Source organism: Micromonospora sp. NPDC005215 (assembly GCF_040607915.1).
In the GTDB taxonomy this organism is placed as follows: Bacteria; Actinomycetota; Actinomycetes; order Mycobacteriales; family Micromonosporaceae; genus Micromonospora.
In genome coordinates this window covers 73,822-89,040 of record NZ_JBEXHQ010000022.1, presented here as the reverse complement: position 1 = coordinate 89,040, position 15,219 = coordinate 73,822, and the positions used below count along the sequence as shown (strand labels likewise).

The 15,219-nt window shown below is 71.5% G+C and carries 11 protein-coding genes and 1 pseudogene; 4 read left to right on the top strand and 8 right to left on the bottom strand.

Annotation, left to right across the window (positions count from 1 at the left end; all coding sequences use genetic code 11):
- Positions 1 to 44 precede the first annotated feature (44 nt).
- Positions 45 to 1,742: an ABC transporter ATP-binding protein gene (locus tag ABZU25_RS18130; protein WP_355030508.1), complete on the top strand. Its 1,698-nt coding sequence runs from the start codon at positions 45 to 47 to the stop codon at positions 1,740 to 1,742.
- 4 nt (positions 1,743 to 1,746) lie between these two features.
- Here ABZU25_RS18130 and ABZU25_RS18125 read toward each other — a convergent pair whose 3' ends face one another.
- The 5 genes and pseudogenes from ABZU25_RS18125 to ABZU25_RS18105 all read right to left on the bottom strand — a co-directional run.
- The gene (locus ABZU25_RS18125) at positions 1,747 to 2,673 is read right to left on the bottom strand and encodes a carbohydrate ABC transporter permease (RefSeq protein ID WP_355030489.1); all 927 of its coding nucleotides are present in this window, start codon (positions 2,671 to 2,673) and stop codon (positions 1,747 to 1,749) included.
- The gene (locus ABZU25_RS18120) at positions 2,673 to 3,581 is read right to left on the bottom strand and encodes a sugar ABC transporter permease (RefSeq protein WP_355030488.1); all 909 of its coding nucleotides are present in this window, start codon (positions 3,579 to 3,581) and stop codon (positions 2,673 to 2,675) included. Before ABZU25_RS18120 ends, ABZU25_RS18125 begins: the two co-directional genes overlap by 1 nt.
- 16 nt (positions 3,582 to 3,597) lie before the next feature.
- Positions 3,598 to 5,034, bottom strand: a complete 1,437-nt coding sequence (ngcE, locus tag ABZU25_RS18115; protein ID WP_355030487.1) for an N-acetylglucosamine/diacetylchitobiose ABC transporter substrate-binding protein — start codon at positions 5,032 to 5,034, stop codon at positions 3,598 to 3,600.
- A 26-nt stretch (positions 5,035 to 5,060) separates the two neighbouring features.
- Positions 5,061 to 5,810, bottom strand: a complete 750-nt coding sequence (locus ABZU25_RS18110; RefSeq protein WP_355030486.1) for an SIS domain-containing protein — start codon at positions 5,808 to 5,810, stop codon at positions 5,061 to 5,063.
- 176 nt (positions 5,811 to 5,986) lie between these two features.
- Positions 5,987 to 6,925 (bottom strand): annotated as a pseudogene (locus ABZU25_RS18105) (MurR/RpiR family transcriptional regulator); the annotation flags it as partial.
- Between the two features lie 207 nt (positions 6,926 to 7,132).
- Here ABZU25_RS18105 and ABZU25_RS18100 point away from each other — a divergent pair.
- Positions 7,133 to 8,119, top strand: a complete 987-nt coding sequence (locus ABZU25_RS18100; RefSeq protein WP_355030485.1) for a BadF/BadG/BcrA/BcrD ATPase family protein — start codon at positions 7,133 to 7,135, stop codon at positions 8,117 to 8,119.
- Positions 8,120 to 9,079: 960 nt separating this feature from the next.
- Here the strand turns inward: ABZU25_RS18100 and ABZU25_RS18095 are convergent.
- The gene (locus ABZU25_RS18095) at positions 9,080 to 9,304 is read right to left on the bottom strand and encodes a hypothetical protein (protein WP_355030484.1); all 225 of its coding nucleotides are present in this window, start codon (positions 9,302 to 9,304) and stop codon (positions 9,080 to 9,082) included.
- A gap of 138 nt (positions 9,305 to 9,442) precedes the next feature.
- On the opposite strand from ABZU25_RS18095, the gene ABZU25_RS18090 reads away from it, so the two are divergent.
- Positions 9,443 to 10,408 carry a hypothetical protein gene (locus ABZU25_RS18090; RefSeq protein WP_355030483.1) on the top strand — a complete coding sequence of 322 codons (966 nt, stop codon included), beginning with the start codon at positions 9,443 to 9,445 and terminating at the stop codon, positions 10,406 to 10,408.
- A gap of 27 nt (positions 10,409 to 10,435) precedes the next feature.
- Here ABZU25_RS18090 and murD read toward each other — a convergent pair whose 3' ends face one another.
- Positions 10,436 to 11,782, bottom strand: coding sequence for a UDP-N-acetylmuramoyl-L-alanine--D-glutamate ligase (gene murD / locus ABZU25_RS18085; protein WP_355030482.1), 1,347 nt, complete (start codon positions 11,780 to 11,782; stop codon positions 10,436 to 10,438).
- An 82-nt stretch (positions 11,783 to 11,864) separates the two neighbouring features.
- Here murD and ABZU25_RS18080 point away from each other — a divergent pair, with 82 nt between their 5' ends.
- The gene (locus tag ABZU25_RS18080) at positions 11,865 to 13,214 is read left to right on the top strand and encodes a hypothetical protein (RefSeq protein WP_355030481.1); all 1,350 of its coding nucleotides are present in this window, start codon (positions 11,865 to 11,867) and stop codon (positions 13,212 to 13,214) included.
- Between the two features lie 101 nt (positions 13,215 to 13,315).
- Here ABZU25_RS18080 and ABZU25_RS18075 read toward each other — a convergent pair whose 3' ends face one another.
- The gene (locus tag ABZU25_RS18075; RefSeq protein ID WP_355030480.1) at positions 13,316 to 15,202 is read right to left on the bottom strand and encodes a PucR family transcriptional regulator ligand-binding domain-containing protein; all 1,887 of its coding nucleotides are present in this window, start codon (positions 15,200 to 15,202) and stop codon (positions 13,316 to 13,318) included.
- Between the last annotated feature and the right edge of the window lie 17 nt (positions 15,203 to 15,219).

The window sequence follows — 15,219 nt, the reverse complement described above, 5'->3', positions numbered from 1 at the left end:
TGCCGGTGGCCGACCGAGGCACCGTACGTCGCGCCCTGCGGGACATGATCAGTCGGCATCGCCGGGCGGTCGGCGTCGTGCTGGCGCTGCACGGTGCGGCCGCGGTCGCCGGGCTCGCCCCGCCGTGGCTGCTGGGCACCATCGTCGACCGCGTCACCGCCGGCGCGGAGGTGGCCACCGTGGACCGGCTGGCGCTGGCCATCGCCGGCTGCGTCCTGGTCAGCGCGCTGCTCTCCCGCTACGCCCAGTACGCCGGGCACCGCTTCGGCGAACGGGCCGTCGCCGAGCTGCGGGAGGAGTTCGTCTCCCGGACTCTCGGTTTGCCGGTCTCGGTCGTCGAGCGCGCCGGCTCCGGCGACCTGGCCACCCGCAGCTCGGTCGACGTGTCGACGGTCGGGACCACGGTGCGGGACGTGGTGCCCACCATCGTCATCGCCTCGGTGCAGTTGACCCTGCTGTTCGGGGCGGTCTTCCTGCTGCATCCGCTGCTCGGCCTGGCGGCGCTGGCCGGGCTCCCGTCGATCGTGGCGGCCACCCGCTGGTACCTGCGGCGGGCCAGTCCCGCCTACCTCACCGAAGGCGCGGCGGCGGCCGAGTTGACCGAGACGCTCACCACCACCGCCGAGGGCACCCGCACGGTGGAGGCGCTGCGGCTGACCGACGACCGGATCCGGCACGGCACCATCCGGATCACCCGGGTGTGGCAGGCCCGACGGGCGACCCTGGCGCTGCGTACGGTGTTCTTCTCGGTCGTCGAGGCCAGCTACCCGCTGCCGATCGCCCTGGTCCTGCTCGTCGGCGGCTACCTGCTCTCCCGGGACCTGGTCACCCTCGGCGCGGTGGTCGCCGCCGCGCTCTACCTGCAACAGGCGATCGACCCGATGGACCGGCTGTTGCAGTGGACGGAGCAGGCGCAGCGCGGTTTCGCGTCGTACGCCCGGGTGCTCGGCGTCGGCATGGTCCTGCCGGAGCCACCCGGTCAGGCGGCCACGTCGCGGGGCGAACGGGTCGTCGTACGCGGGGCGCGGTTCTCCTACTCCGGCGGGCCGGACGTGCTGCACGGCATCGACCTGGAGGTGCAGCCGGGTGAGCGGCTGGCCGTCGTCGGTCCGTCGGGCGCCGGCAAGTCCACGCTGGCTCGGCTTCTGGCCGGGATCGACGCGCCCCGCGAGGGCGTGGTCAGCATCGGTGGTTGCCCGGTCACCGACCTCGACCCCGCCGAACGTCGGCGGCGGATCGCCCTGGTCACGCAGGAACACCACGTCTTCATCGGCTCGGTGCGCGACAACCTCTCCTTCGCCGCGCCCGACGCGTCGGACGAGCAGATGCGCGCCGCGCTGGTCACCGTGGGTGCCGACTGGTGTGTCGAGCTGCCCGACGGCCTGGACACCCAGCTCGGCGACGGGGCCCGGCAGCTCGGCGCCGCCGAGGCACAGCAGCTCGCGCTGGCCCGGCTGGTGCTCGCCGACCCGCACACGCTGATCCTCGACGAGGCGACCGCCGCGCTCGACCCGAGCACCGCCCGCCGTACCGAACGGGCGCTGGCCGCCGTGCTGGTCGGGCGGACCGTCATCGCGATCGCGCACCGGCTCAACACCGCGCACGACGCCGACCGGGTCGCCGTGCTGGCCGACGGCCGGATCACCGAGATCGGCAGCCACGACGACCTCGTGGCTGCCGGCGGGGCGTACGCGGCGCTCTGGCACTCCTGGCACAGTCAGGCCGACGAGCGCCCGAGGTGACCGGCTACTTGACGGCGCCGGCGGTGAGGCCGGCCTGGATCTGGCGTTGGAAGACCGCGTACACGATGATCATCGGGAGGATGGCGAGGGTCAGCGCGGCGAACAGCCCGGACCAGTCCGCCTCGTAGCCGGCGTTGACCGAGATGTCGGCGATGCCCTGGGTGAGCACCCACTTCTTCTCGTCGGTGAGCAGTACCAACGGGAGCTGGTACTGCGCCCACTGGCCGATGATGTTGAAGATCGCCACGCTGATCAGGCCCGGCTTCGCCATCGGCATCATCACCTGGAAGAACAGCCGGGTGTGCCCGCAACCGTCGATCATCCCGGCCTCGGCGACCGACGTCGGCAGCGTCTTGAAGAACGCGGCCAGGAAGAACACGGTGAACGGCAAGGAGTACGCGGTGTAGACCAGCACCAACCCGAGGTGGCTGTCCAACAGGTGCAGCTGCTTCACCACGAAGAAGAGCGGCACCAGGGCCAGGAAGACCGGGAAGGCCAGCCCGGAGACGAAGAGGTAGTAGACCGCCCGGTTGCCCCAGAACCGGTAGCGGGCCAGCACGTACGCCGCCATCGAGCCGAGCAGCATGGTGAGAAACGTGCCGCACCCGACCACTATGACACTGTTGAGGAAGTACCTGCCGACGTTCGCCTTGGTCCAGGCGCGACCGAAGTTCTCCCAGCGCAGCTCCGCCGGGAGCGTCCACGGGCTGCTGAAGATCTCGGTGGTGTTCTTGAACGCGGCGAGGAAGGTCCAGATGATCGGCACGATCACGATCACCGCCCACACGGCGAGCGCGATGTGCCCCAGACCGGCGAAGAACCGCACCTCCGAGCGGGGGCCCTTGCTCCCCCGCCCACCGCTGGCGTTCGGGTCGCCGGTCTTCGGCGGTAGCGCCGCCGGTGTCGGCGGCAGCGTCGACTGCGGGTTCATCAGTACTCCACGCTTTCCCGCTTGGTGAGCCGCAGCGTCAGCGCCGCGAACGTGAGGGTGAGGAAGAACAGCGCCACGCCCATCGCCGAGGCGTAGCCGTACTTCTGGTAGACGAACGCGTTCCGGTAGATCTCCACCGCCAGCACGGTGGTGGCGCCGTCCGGGCCGCCCCCGTCCACCGAGAGCACCGCCACGATGGCGAACGCGTCGAACGCCGCGATGCCCAGATACACCCAGGCCACCTGGAGGGTGTCCCAGAGCAGCGGCAGGGTGACCCGGAAGAACAGGGTCACCCTGCTCGCCCCGTCCATCTCCGCGGCTTCGTAGATCTCACCGGGAATGGAGGCCATCCCGGCCGAGAAGAGCACCACGTAGAAACCGACCGCCTGCCAGACCAGCACCGCGATGATCGACCACAGGGCCAGGTTCGGCTTGATCAGGAAGAGCACCGGGTCCAGGCCGACCTTCATCAGCACGCCATTGATCAGGCCGGACTCGTTCGGCCGGTACACCGTCTGGAACAGCACCGCGATGATGGCCACCGCCAGGACCTGGGGGAAGAAGAACACCACCCGGTAGAACTTCGCCCCCCAGACCCCCTGGCGTTGACCGCCGCTGCTCTTGCCGCCCACATTGAGCAGGAAGGCGAAGAACAGCGCGATGGCAATGGTGATCAGCGGCAGGGCAAGCAGCAGTACGCCGTGGTGCTGGACCGCCTTCCAGAAGGCGTCGTCGTCGAACAGCCTCCGGTAGTTGTCGAAGCCCACCCACTGCGGGGCCGACAGCCCCCGCCAGTTGGTCATCGAGATCTGGAACGCCTGCGCGTACGGCCAGATCACGAAGGTCACGTACAGCGCGACCGGGGGGAGCAGAAACCCGATCACGAATGGATACTTGCCCTGCCGCATGACCCCTACGCTCCGATCAGCGCTTGAACTTGGTGACGGAGGAATCCTTCTTGATCGCGTCGGCGCGCTTCTGGATCCGCTCCACGAAGGCGTCCGCGTTGATCCGGCCGAACATCAGCTCGTTGGTGGCGGCCCGCGCCTCCGTGTCGAGCTCCTTGTACCAGCCGTCGAAGTACAGGTTGAAGACGTCCTGACCGGCCGCCTTGAGCGCGGCCTGGGAGCTGGCCACACCGGGCGGGAAGGAGAAGCCCTCCGAGCCGGCGGTGACCACGGTCGGGGCCTTGACCACCTCGGTGAAGCCCTTCGCGCCCGCCTTCGACAGCATCTGGCGCATGTACTCCAGGCCGCCCTTGGGGTTCTTGCTCTTCGCCGAGACGAAGTAGCCCTCACCCGCGGTGGCCCGCAACGCCGTGACCGGCAGCTTGTCCGACGCGGTCAGGCTCGGCACCGGCATGAGCTGGTAGTCGAAGCCGGCCGGGGTGTCCTGCTTCTGCTCACCCTCCAGCCAGTCACCGCTGGGGTACAGGGCGACCTTGTACTGGTTCTGCCGCAACTGCACGTCGGTGTGCTTGAGCCCCTCGAAGCTCTTGTCGCTGAACTTCGCCCCAACCTCGGCCCACGCCGTGGCAGCCTGCTTGATCGCGTCCTGCTTCCAGGCGCCATCCTCCAGGTTGTCGATGTTCTTCAGCACGTCCGTGCCGCCGATCTTGGCGGCCTGGGTGAGGATGACGTTCCACTGGTAGTACGCCGCGTTCGCCCCGGCGTAACCGTACGGGGTGATGCCCTTGGCCTTGATCGAGGTGAGCAGGGCGATGAAGTCGTCCCAGGTCTTCGCCGGCGCCCAGCCGTTGTCCTTGAACAGCTTGGCCGAGTACCAGATGCCGAAGACGGTGGAGACGTAGTACAGGACGTACGGCTTGCCGTTGAACGAACCCGCCTCGATGGTGCCCGGCACGACCGTGTCGCGGACCTTCTTCGCCGGGTCGTCGACCGACGGGGCGTCCCACAGCTCGGTGAGGTCCTGGAGCTGGCCGTCGGCGACCAACGCGCCGAAGTCCATCAGCTTCTCGCCCGAGTTGTTCACGAACTCCGGCGGGTTGCCGGACGCGAACCGCGGCTGAAGCACCGTGGAGACGGCCTGGGTGGCCTGGTGCTTGACCTCCGCCTTGGGGAACGCCGTCTTGTAGAGCGGCTCGTGCACGTCGGTGGCGTACTTCTCGCCGTAACCGCCGTTGAAGATGACCACCTCGATCGCGGCGTCCTCCTTGACGCCCAGCGGGTTCTTCTCGCTCTTGGTGCCGCCGGCGACCTGCTCGTTCTCCTTGCCGCCGCCGCTGGTCGCGCAGGCGCTGAGCAGGCCGATGGCCGGAGTGGCGAGCATGCCCACGGCGGCGGCGCGACGCAGCACCGTGCGACGGTCGAGTGCGGCCGGGTATTCGGGGGTAATCGACATCGTCGTCTCTCCTTGTGGAATTCGGGTCAGGCGGTACGCCGGAGACGCCCGGCGTACCGCGACTCGAGGGCGATGTTGTGCTCGTCCCCGCCGGGGACGTTGGCGGAGAGGTAGATAGGGGGCACCTCTCCGGCCTGGTGGAACCGTCGTACGACCTCCGCGGTCAGCAGCTGCGCCAGCAGCGCCGTGGTGACCGAGGAGACCGCACAGACCGCGCCGCCGCCCTCGAGCGGCAGCAGTGCATCGCCGTACGGCGCGCCATTGTCCAGCACGACGTCGGCGAGGTCGGCGAGCCGCTGACCGGACGGATGCCGTGGAGCGACCCGTGCCGTGTGCTCGACCGAGGTGACCGCGATCAACGGATGACCGCGCTCGGTGACCAGCGCCGCCAGCTCTACCACCGAGCCGTTGATGCCGGATTGGGACGCCACCACGAACACGTCACGCGGCTGCGGCGCCGCGAGCGCGTAGATCTGGTGGGCGATGGAGGGGTCGCGTTCCAGCTTCGGGTCGGCGAGCACGTCACGCGGCGCGTCACCGTGCATCACCAGGTCCCGCACCGAGAGCCGGTTGGTGGGGACCAGCCCGCCGGCCCGCGCGACCAGCTCGGCGGCGAACGTCTCGGAGTGCCCGGCGCCGAACGCCTGGAGCACCCCGTCGTCGCGCAGGCTGTCGGCGATCAGGTCGGCGGCCCGGGTGATCCCGTCGGCCTCCGAGTCGAGCAGTCGGTCGAGCACCGGGCGGACGGCGTCCGCGTACCCCTGGGCGCTGATCATGACAGGGCTCCCTCAGAGGCTGTCGGGAAACCTCGCGTCGGCTGCGGCGGGCCCAGCCCACGACCGGCCGCGTTGGAGGTCGGTCCGGATACAACACCGGTATCCGCACCGACCTCCGCCTTGCCGGATCGCCGGCTGGACTCCGCCTCGCTCGCCGCGGGGTTTCCCGACAGCCTCTTGGCTGCCTTGTGGCCGTCGACGGCCTGCGCGGTGCGCCGGAAGGCCGCGTGGGCGCGGTCGTGGGTGCGTTGGGCGACGGCGATGTAGAGCAGGTCGAGCACCACCAGTTGGGGGTGCCGGGCGGAGAGCGCGTCCGGCCGGAAGGTGGTGGCCTGGCTGGCCGTCAGCAGCACGATGTCGGCCAGTTCGGCCAACGGTGAGCGGGGAAAGCCGGTGAGCGCGAGCGTGGTGGCGCCCCGGCTGCCCGCCTCGGCGAGCATCTCGATCGTCTCCCGGGTCTGCCCGGTGTGCGAGATGCCGAGCGCCACGTCTCCGCTGCGCAGCAACGCGGCGCTGGCCAGCCCCTCGTGCACGTCGTTCCACGCCCACGCGGCCACGCCGATGCGGTGCAGGCTGAACTGCATCTCCTCGCCGACCAGCGCGCTGCCGCTGGCGCCGAAGATGTTCACCCTACTGGCCCCGGCGATCGCCACGGCGGCTCGTTCCACCTCGCTCAGATCGAGCAGGGTGGCGGTGTCGTGCATGGCGCGGGTGTCGGCGGCCATGATCTGGCCGAGCACCCGGGCGAGCGGGTCGCTCGGCTGGATCTCGCGTCCGATGTCGACGGTCCAGCCGGCCGAGCGGGCCCGACCGGTCTCGGAGGCGATGCCCAGCCGCAGGTCGGCGTACCCCTCGAAGCCCATCGCCCGGCAGAAGCGGGTGATGGTCGCCGGGGAGGTGCCGCTGCGCTCGGCCAGCTCGACAATTGTGGATCGGGCAGCGGCCTCCGGGTCGCTCAACACATGCTCGGCGACGCGACGCAGCGCGCCGGTCAGTTCGCCGAGGCCGTTGCGGACGCGGGCAAGCACCCCGTCGGAGGCGGAGATCCTTCGATCGATCGCGTCGGCGTCGACCACCGCGGTCCCCGCGACGGTGTCCACCTCGTGATCAACCATGGGTCGCCTCACCTTTCCGAAAAGACTGTTAACTGTTAGTGGTAAAAGTTCTTACTAAAGGCCCCTCCGTGTCAAGACTGTGGTCGAAGTTTTCAAACTGTTACCTGCTGCACAGCCCGCTGCACCCGCCCGAACTTGCCCCACAAGACGTCGCCGACCAGCATGAACAGGCCCGATCCGCCGCGCCACCCGAGGAGCCCCGTGCCGATGTCCGACGCCCTCGTGATCGGCCTCGACGTCGGGGGCACGTCCACCCGGGCGACCGCCCTGACCCTCACCGGGCAACGAGTCGGCACCGGCCGCGCCGGCGGCGGCAACCCCACCAGTCACGGCGCCGACCGGGCCGCCGCCGAACTGTTGACCGCGCTCCGCGAGACGCTCGCCGATCTCGACCCGGCACAGGTGGTCGCCGGCACCATCGGGCTGGCCGGGGCGGGCCGGCTGCTCGCCGACCCCGCCGGCCGGGCAGCCTTCGACCGGGCCTGGCACGACGCCGGCCTACGCTGCCCGTACGCGGTGCACGGCGACGCCCTGGTCGCCTACGCCTCCGGCAGCGCCGCACCGGACGGAACCGTACTCATCGCCGGCACCGGCGCGATCACCGCGCAGGTCCACGACCTGCGGCTCGACCGGATCGCCGACGGTCACGGCTGGCTCCTCGGCGACACCGGCTCGGGCTTCTGGCTCGGCCGCGAGTCGGTACGCCGACTGCTCGCCGACCTGGACGTCGGCCGCGCACGCGGAGCACTGGCCACGGCGGTGCTCACCGCACTGCTGGGCAACGCCGACATCGCCGCCCGCCCCCGCACCACAGTGGACGCCATCATCCAGACCGTCACCCGCCGAGCCCCCGTCGAGCTGGCCCAACTCGCGCCACTGGTAGTGACCGCCGCCGGCCACGGCGAACCCGTCGCCGTCGCACTGATCGCCGAAGCCGCAGCCCACCTGGCCGAAAGCGTGAGCCGAATCCGCCCCGCCGACGCGACGACACCCGTCGTACTCGGCGGCGGACTACTCACCGCGGACACGCCGCTGGCCACCGCCGTCCGAACCGAACTCGCCAAGCACTGGCCCAACGCACCACTGCGCACCGCCGGCGACGGTGCCGCCGCCGCGGCCTGGCTCGCCGCCCGCGACCTGCCCGAGGTCACCGACCCGGCCGCCCTGCACGCCCGCCTGTTCCCGACCACCTGACCCGCCGCCCCTGCCACCGCGCCCGGCAAGGCGAAACCAGAACACGGGACGCCAGGAGCCGGGGAGCCGGGGACGCCAGGAGGCCGCCCCGCACCCGCTGCTCGACCACCCCACGGCCGACGCCCAAGATCCGCGCACTTTCGGTGAAACTGCTGCCTCACGGGGCGCTGAGGCAGCAGTTTCACCGAAGTTGCGCGGATCTTGGGCGCACGAGGCGTGCGCGAGGGTGCGGGAGGTGGGCGGGAGCGCGGGCGGGGCGGCACGACCTGCCTGAGCTGGCCGGCGGTGAGGCCGGGCTGCGCCTGTCGCTGGAAGGCCACGTAGATCGCGAGTACCGGCAGCACCGCGATGCCCAGCCCCCGCGAAGAGCCGCGCGTAATCGCCGGCGTAGCCCTGGCTGACCGAGCGCGAACAGCCCCTACGCCAGCACCCACTTGGGGGCGTCGCCCTGCATCAGCACCTGCCGCAGCAGGATCGCGACACTGATCAATCCCGGACACACCGCCCGGGCGGAAGGGCCGAAAGTGACCGCAGCCGTCGACCACCTCCGACGAGGCGTCCTCCTGCCCGACGAGCGGGGTTCTGGGCGGTCTTGGTGCCCCGGTAGATGTCGGCGGCGGCGGGGGTGGCCAGCAGGCCGGCGGCGGCACGGCAGCACAGGGTGCCACGCCTGTTCAGCGGACCTCTTCGACCGGTGGTTCGGGCGAATCGTCGCTGTGCCAGGAGGAAGGCGCCCGCCGCGCGAGGCGCATTGATTCTCTCCACTCCACGCTCTGGTGCTGAAGGGTTTCTACGACAAGCCAGGCCCGGACTTCAAGTCCGGGACAACCTTGGCACGATCGACACCGAGAAGTTCAATTTCGGACACTCGCCTCGGGCTTGCTGGCGACCGTTCAGTCCCGCGCCTCCCACCGTCGGCAATCTCGACAAACGCCACTGCGTCACGTCAGGTAGGCCTGCTCATCGGGCGGCCGGCGCGCCGCGACGCCGGGCCACGCCACCGGCGTTCGCCGTGTGCAGCACCACAGCCAGCACCGCGAACGCCACCCAGCCAGCCGCCAGCGCGGCGTCCGTCGAGGTGTCCTGCAAGAAGTGGTACGCCGTCAGGAAGCCGACCAGTGCCAGGCTGTTGCGGGCGAAGTGCCGGGTGAACGCCACCAGGTCGCGGCGGCTTTCGATGGCCACCAGCACCCCGGAGTACCCGCCGAGGCGATCCGGCCGGCACGGGGTCGGCGGAGCAGATCGGACATCGACGTACCTCCCGGGCGCCGGCTGAGGCCAGCGTACGACGGGACGACAAGGGCGCCCCGGTACGATCCTGCGGTGCCCGAGCTGCCCGTACCGCTGCCTGTCGGTGCGCCGGGCGACCCGGCCGCCGGCGTCGCCCGGTGGGTGGGCGCGGACCCGATCCGGGGTCTGGTCGCCCGGTTCGGCGGTACCTGGCCCGACGGTGACCTGACCGAGGTACTGCGGTTTCTCGACGAGTTCTCGGCGACACACTGGGACTTCCGGGGTGGCCGGGAGCGGCCCGAGGCCCGCGAGCCGGACCTCGACCCCGACGCCACCGAGCTGGTGCTCATCGCGGCGGCGGCGCTCGGCCTGGTCCGGCCGGTGCCGCCGACCCGACCGGCGTACGCCCACCTGGTCGTCCTCGGCGGTCTGGGGCACGCCTGCGTGCGCCGGGTCGCCTACGCCGCGCACCTGCTGCGCGCCGGCCTGCGGGTGACCGGCGAGGTCGCCGTGCTTGGTAGTTTCCGACCGCTGTCGGACTGGGAACGGCGCACGCTGGCCGATGCTGGCCTGCCCGCCGACGACACCGAGGTCGATGTGCTCGACACGGCGGTCCGGCGGGTGTTCGGGGTGGCTGCCCCCACGGAGCAGGCCGGCGTCGACGCCGGTCACCCACACCACTCCTGGTCGTCGCGGACCTACCGGCCGGCGGGACTACCACCGGTACGGGTGCTGGCCGCGCCATCCAGCGAACCGCAGCGGCGGCGCGCTCATACGGCCGACACCCAGCGCTTCTGGGCCGGGCACGCGCGGGTCGCCCCGGGCGACCAGATACTGATGGTCACCGCTCCGATCTACGTGCCGTTCCAGCACTGCGACGCGCTGCGCACCCTGGCCCTGCCGTACGGGTGCGGCATCGACACGGTCGGAGTGGACCCGGCGCTGGCCGACCTGGCGGTGCTACCCGAGCAGACGCTCACGCCGGGGCGCTACCTCCAGGAGATCCGCTCGGCGATCCGCTCGATGCGCGCCCTGCACTCCCGGCTGCACCCGCGCTGACGCCGGCGGCGTCCGCTGAGCCAGGGCTCAGCCGGCGGTGTCGGCCACGGCCTGGGCGAAGACCTCGGAGCGGTGCTCGAAGTTGCGGAACCGCCCGTAGCTGGGGGCGGCCGGGGACAGCAGCACCACCCCACCGGCCGGGGTCACCTCCCGGGACAGCCGGACCGCGTCCACCAGGTCGTCGACCAGTTCGGTACGCACCTTGGGCAGGCCGGCGAGCGCCTCGACGATGCGGGTGCCGCTGTCCGGGATGCCGATCACGGTCAGCTCCCGCTCGGCCAGGTGCTCGGCCAACGGCGTGTAGTCCAGCCCTCGGTCGTTGCCGCCGACGATCACGGTCAACGGTCGTCCGTCGTACGCGTCGATGGCGTGCATGGCCGCGTACGGGCTGGTGGCCAGGGTGTCGTCGACGAAGGTCAACCCGGACGGGTCGGTGATCTCGGTGAGCCGGTGGGCCAGCCCCTGGAACTCGGCGACCGCGACGGCGAGGTGGTCCTTGCCGGCCACCACGTCGACGCCGAGCGCGTCGAGCACGGCGAGCGCGACGCACAGGTTGCCCTCGTTGTGCCGGCCCACCAGTGGCAGTACGGCGCGCGGGAAGAGCGGCTGGTCGCCGAGGTGGAACCAGGGCGTGCCGTCGGCGCCGGTGGCGACGTGGGTGGTGTCCGGGCGACCGGCCCGCACCGCCGGCAGCTCACCCAACTCGGCGGCGAGCCGGGGGTCCCCGCCGTTGACCACGATCGTCTGCGGGTCGTGGGCGAGCAGGTTGAGTTTGTCCCGGTAGTACTCCCGCTCCCCGCCGTGCGCGTCCAGGTGCTCGGGGAAGAGCGCGGTGACGACCGCCACCCGGGGCGAGTCGGTGAGGTCGCTGCACTGGTAGCTGGACAGTTCCAGCACGTACAGCTCGGCGTCCGGCAGGTCCAGGGTCGGCACCCCGATGTTGCCGCCGAAGACGTTCGGCCGGCCCGTTGCGGTGAGCAGGTGGCTGATCAGGCTGGAGGTGGTGCTCTTGCCCTTGCTGCCGGTGACCCCGATGGTGCGCGCGGCGTGGTCGGCCATCCACAGCGCGGTGCCCTGGGTGACCATGACCCCGCGTCGGCGCAGCTCGACCAGCCACGGGTGGGTCTGCGGCACGCCCGGGGAGCGGACCACCACGTCGGCGGCGGCCAGGCGTTCGAAGCCCGCCTCACCGGTGACCAGCGGCGCCGCCTCGGCCAGCGGGCCGTCCCAGGGCAGGGAGAGGAAGTTCGCGCTGTCGTCGACGGCGACCAGCTCGGCCGGGCCGTGCGCGGCGATCGCTGTCACAGCGGCCCGTCCCTCCCGGCCGGTGCCCCAGACGGCGACGGTACGTCCGCGCAGGTCAGACAGGCGCACTGGGCTCTCCTCGGGGGTCGCGGCGGCGGCAGGGCGGGCCCGGTCCGGACACGGCCGGACGAACCAGGGCCTAGTATGGCGTGTGCCCAACGAGCAGCTCCGGCGGATGGACGCCTTCACCTTCCCGTCCTACTCGATCGACTTCGCCACCGGTGAGGTGTTGTTCGACTACGCGCTGACCGGTCCGGCCGGTGAGCAGCGGTTCACCGAGGTGATCACCCTTCCCCTGCCGGCGGAGCCGCCGTCGGACGAGACGGTGGCAACCCTCGGGCGGGTGCTGGAGGTGCTGCACCTGGTCGCCGGGGTCAGCTACTACAAGACCGCCGCGCCGCCCCGGCTGGTGCTGCCGGCGCCGCTGGGCGCGGCCACCGTCGACTACGTCACGGCCGTCTACACCAAGGGCCTCGCCGAGTACGCGTACCGCAACCAACTGCCCCACGTGCTTGCACTGCGCCCGGAGGTGCCGGCCGGCTCGCCGGAGGCTCCACGCGTCCACGACGACTCCGACCGTCGTCCGCTCTCGGCGGTCGGCGGCGGCAAGGACTCGATCGTCAGCCTGGAGGCGCTGCGCCGGGCCGAGTTGGACCCGGTGCCGTTCTCGGTCAACCCGAACCACGTGATCGTCTCGGTGAACGAGGCGTCCGGGCTGATCCCGCTGGCCGCCCGTCGGCGGATCGATCCGGTGCTGTTCGACCTGAACGCGGCCGGCGCGCTGAACGGGCACATCCCGGTGACCGCGATCAACTCGCTGATCGCGGTGGCGACCGCGGTGCTGCACGGGCTGGGTCCGGTGGTGATGTCCAACGAGCGTTCGGCGTCCGACCCGAACCTGGTCTGGGACGGTCACGAGATCAACCACCAGTGGTCCAAGGGTGTCGAGGCGGAGGGGCTGCTGCGGGCGTCGCTGGCCGAGCACGCCGGCCTGACCGAACCGTACTTCTCGCTGCTGCGCTCGCTCTCCGAGCTGCACATCGCCCGGCTGTTCGCCGAGTTCACCCGTTACGACGACGTGGTGACCAGCTGCAACGCCGCGTTCAAGCTGCGGGACGCGAGCGAGCGCTGGTGCCGTGACTGCCCGAAGTGCCGCTTCGTCTTCCTGGCCATGGCACCCTTCATGCCGCGTGAGCGGATCACCCACATCTTCGGCGGGGATCTGCTCGCCGACCCGGAGCAGATCCCCGGCTACCGCGAGTTGCTGGGCGTGGACGGGCACAAGCCGTTCGAGTGCGTGGGCGAGGTCGAGGAGTCGGTGGTGGCCCTCGGTCTGCTCGCCGAACAGGACCAGTGGCGCGACGCCCCGGTGATCAGAGCCCTGGTCGAAGCCGTCCCGGCGACAGCCTGGTCCGCGGTGGCCCACTCGGACGTCTTCACCCCGGGCGGCCCCAACCACATCCCCCCCACCTACGCCAAGGCCCTGACCCCCCTCCTCTAACCCCACCCCTCCCCCACCCTCTGGTGATCAAGAAGTTTGCGTCACCGAGAGCGGGATTTCTGACGCAAACCTCTTGATCAACGCGAGCAAGGGGGTGGAGGTTAGGGGGTGCGGACTGCTTGTAGGGCTAGTAGCGCTACGTGTAGGGACAGGGATGCCTCTACCGAGTCGAGGTCGACGTCGAGGATGCGGGCGATGCGGGCCAGGCGTTCGTAGAAGGCCGGTCGGGACAGGTGGGCGGCGGCGGCACCGGCGGACTTGTTGCGACCCTGCTCCAGGTACGTGCGCAGGGTGTCGAGCAGCCGCTCCCGGGGGTGGCGGGCGTCGTACTCCAGCAGGGCACCGAGTTCGCGCTCCACGAAGGTCTGCAACCGGGGCTCGTCGCGCAGCAGATGCAGCAGCCCCGCGAGGCCGACGTGCGGCAGTCGGAAGACCGGCAGGTCACGCCGATCCCGGCTGGCCGCCTCGGCGATCTGCCGCGCCTCGACCAGCGACCGTCGGGCTTCGCGCAGGCTGCCCACCCCGGATCCGGCAGCCACGATCACCCCACCCGAGCCGCCTCCGGCCCCTCGGGTCGGATCAGCCAGCCGGCCGGTCTCGACAGGGGACGCCGTCCGGGACACCTCCACGCCCAACTCCGACCTGGACGCGTCGGCCCCGGACAGCGCCCGGGACCCGGCAGCGCCGGACCCGGTCCGGGACGCCTCGGCACCGGTCGTCGCCCGGCCCGTGCCGGCGTCGAGGCGTACTCGGCGTAGTGCGCTGGCGAACGCGGACAGCGCGCGGTCCTCGGCGGCCGGGTCGGTCAGGGCCAGCAGCACACCCACCGAATTGTCGTCGACCGCGCTGGTGAGCGCGGTCAGCTTCGCCTCGCGCAGCGCCTGACCGACCGCCTCGGACAGGTCCCGCAGCCGGGCCTGCGCGGCCTCCGGGCCGCTCTCCCCGGCCGGGTCCTCAGCCCGGTGTCGGACCATCACGCCCACCAGGTGCCGGCGGTCGAGCACCACGCCGAGCGCCTTGGCCCGCAGCGCGACCTCGTCCACCGGTCGGGAGTGGTCGAGGAGCGCGGTGAGCAGGGTGCGATGAATCTGCCGTTCCAGCCCTTCGGCGTCGCGGCGGATCAACCGCCCCAGCGCGAGGGTGGACGCGGCCCGCTCGATCAGGATGGTCAACCGGGTGGGCGGGCCGACGGTCGGCTCGCTGGACTGGGCGCTGGGCACGTCGCCGCTGGCCGGCCAGCGCAGCAGCAGCCGCCCCCAGTCCTGCCCCCGGGCGCCGACGACGGTCACCAGCCAGCCGCTGTCCCTGTCGTACGCGGTCCGACCGGCCGGTCGGATCCGCCGGGAGTGCTGCTCCCAGCCGTCCAGCAGCGGCTCGGCGCTCTCCCCGGCCGGGTCGTACCCCAGCACCTGACGGGACAGGTTCTCCAACACGACGGGGCAACCGGACAGCTCGGCGGCCTGCCGGATCACCTCGGCGGCGTCGGCGCCCTCGACGGACAGGTCGTTGAAGCGCTGGTGGATCTCCTCGGTGGCGCGCAGCTCGGTGAGCTGCGCGTCGACGATCAGGGCGTGTACCGCCTCGGTGATCCGCACGAACGGGGTGGCGCGGCGCAGCTCCACCAGGGGCAGCCCGCGCCGCTCGGCGGCGGCGGCCATCACCCGGGGTACCCCGCTGAGGTAGCGGCGGCCCAACTCGACGACGAGCCCGGAGACGCCGACGTCGGCCAGGTCCCCGATGAACGCGCGTAGCCCGGCGTCGTCCCCGGGGAGGCCGATGCCGGTGGTGAGCACCAACTCGCCGCCGCCGAGCAGGGTGGCGATGTCCGGCACCTCGGCGACGTGCACCCAGCGGACCGGCCGGTCCAGCCCGGCGTCCCCGGCGACCATGCGCGGTGCGCCGTGGCGGACCGGGTCCAGGGCGAGGACCTCACGCACGGTAGGGAACACGGCCGACACGCTACCCTCCGTGACGCCGGATCTCGACATTCGTCGGGCGACGTCAC

Bases quoted from the DNA above. Each gene is read 5' to 3' on its own strand.
- ABZU25_RS18130 (WP_355030508.1), top strand. From the start codon at position 45: ATGATCAGTCGGCATCGCCGGGCGGTCGGCGTCGTGCTGGCGCTGCAC.
- ABZU25_RS18125 (WP_355030489.1), bottom strand. From the start codon at position 2,673: ATGAACCCGCAGTCGACGCTGCCGCCGACACCGGCGGCGCTACCGCCG.
- ABZU25_RS18120 (WP_355030488.1), bottom strand. From the start codon at position 3,581: ATGCGGCAGGGCAAGTATCCATTCGTGATCGGGTTTCTGCTCCCCCCG.
- ngcE (WP_355030487.1), bottom strand. From the start codon at position 5,034: ATGTCGATTACCCCCGAATACCCGGCCGCACTCGACCGTCGCACGGTG.
- ABZU25_RS18110 (WP_355030486.1), bottom strand. From the start codon at position 5,810: ATGATCAGCGCCCAGGGGTACGCGGACGCCGTCCGCCCGGTGCTCGAC.
- ABZU25_RS18100 (WP_355030485.1), top strand. From the start codon at position 7,133: ATGTCCGACGCCCTCGTGATCGGCCTCGACGTCGGGGGCACGTCCACC.
- ABZU25_RS18075 (WP_355030480.1), bottom strand. From the start codon at position 15,202: ATGTCGAGATCCGGCGTCACGGAGGGTAGCGTGTCGGCCGTGTTCCCT.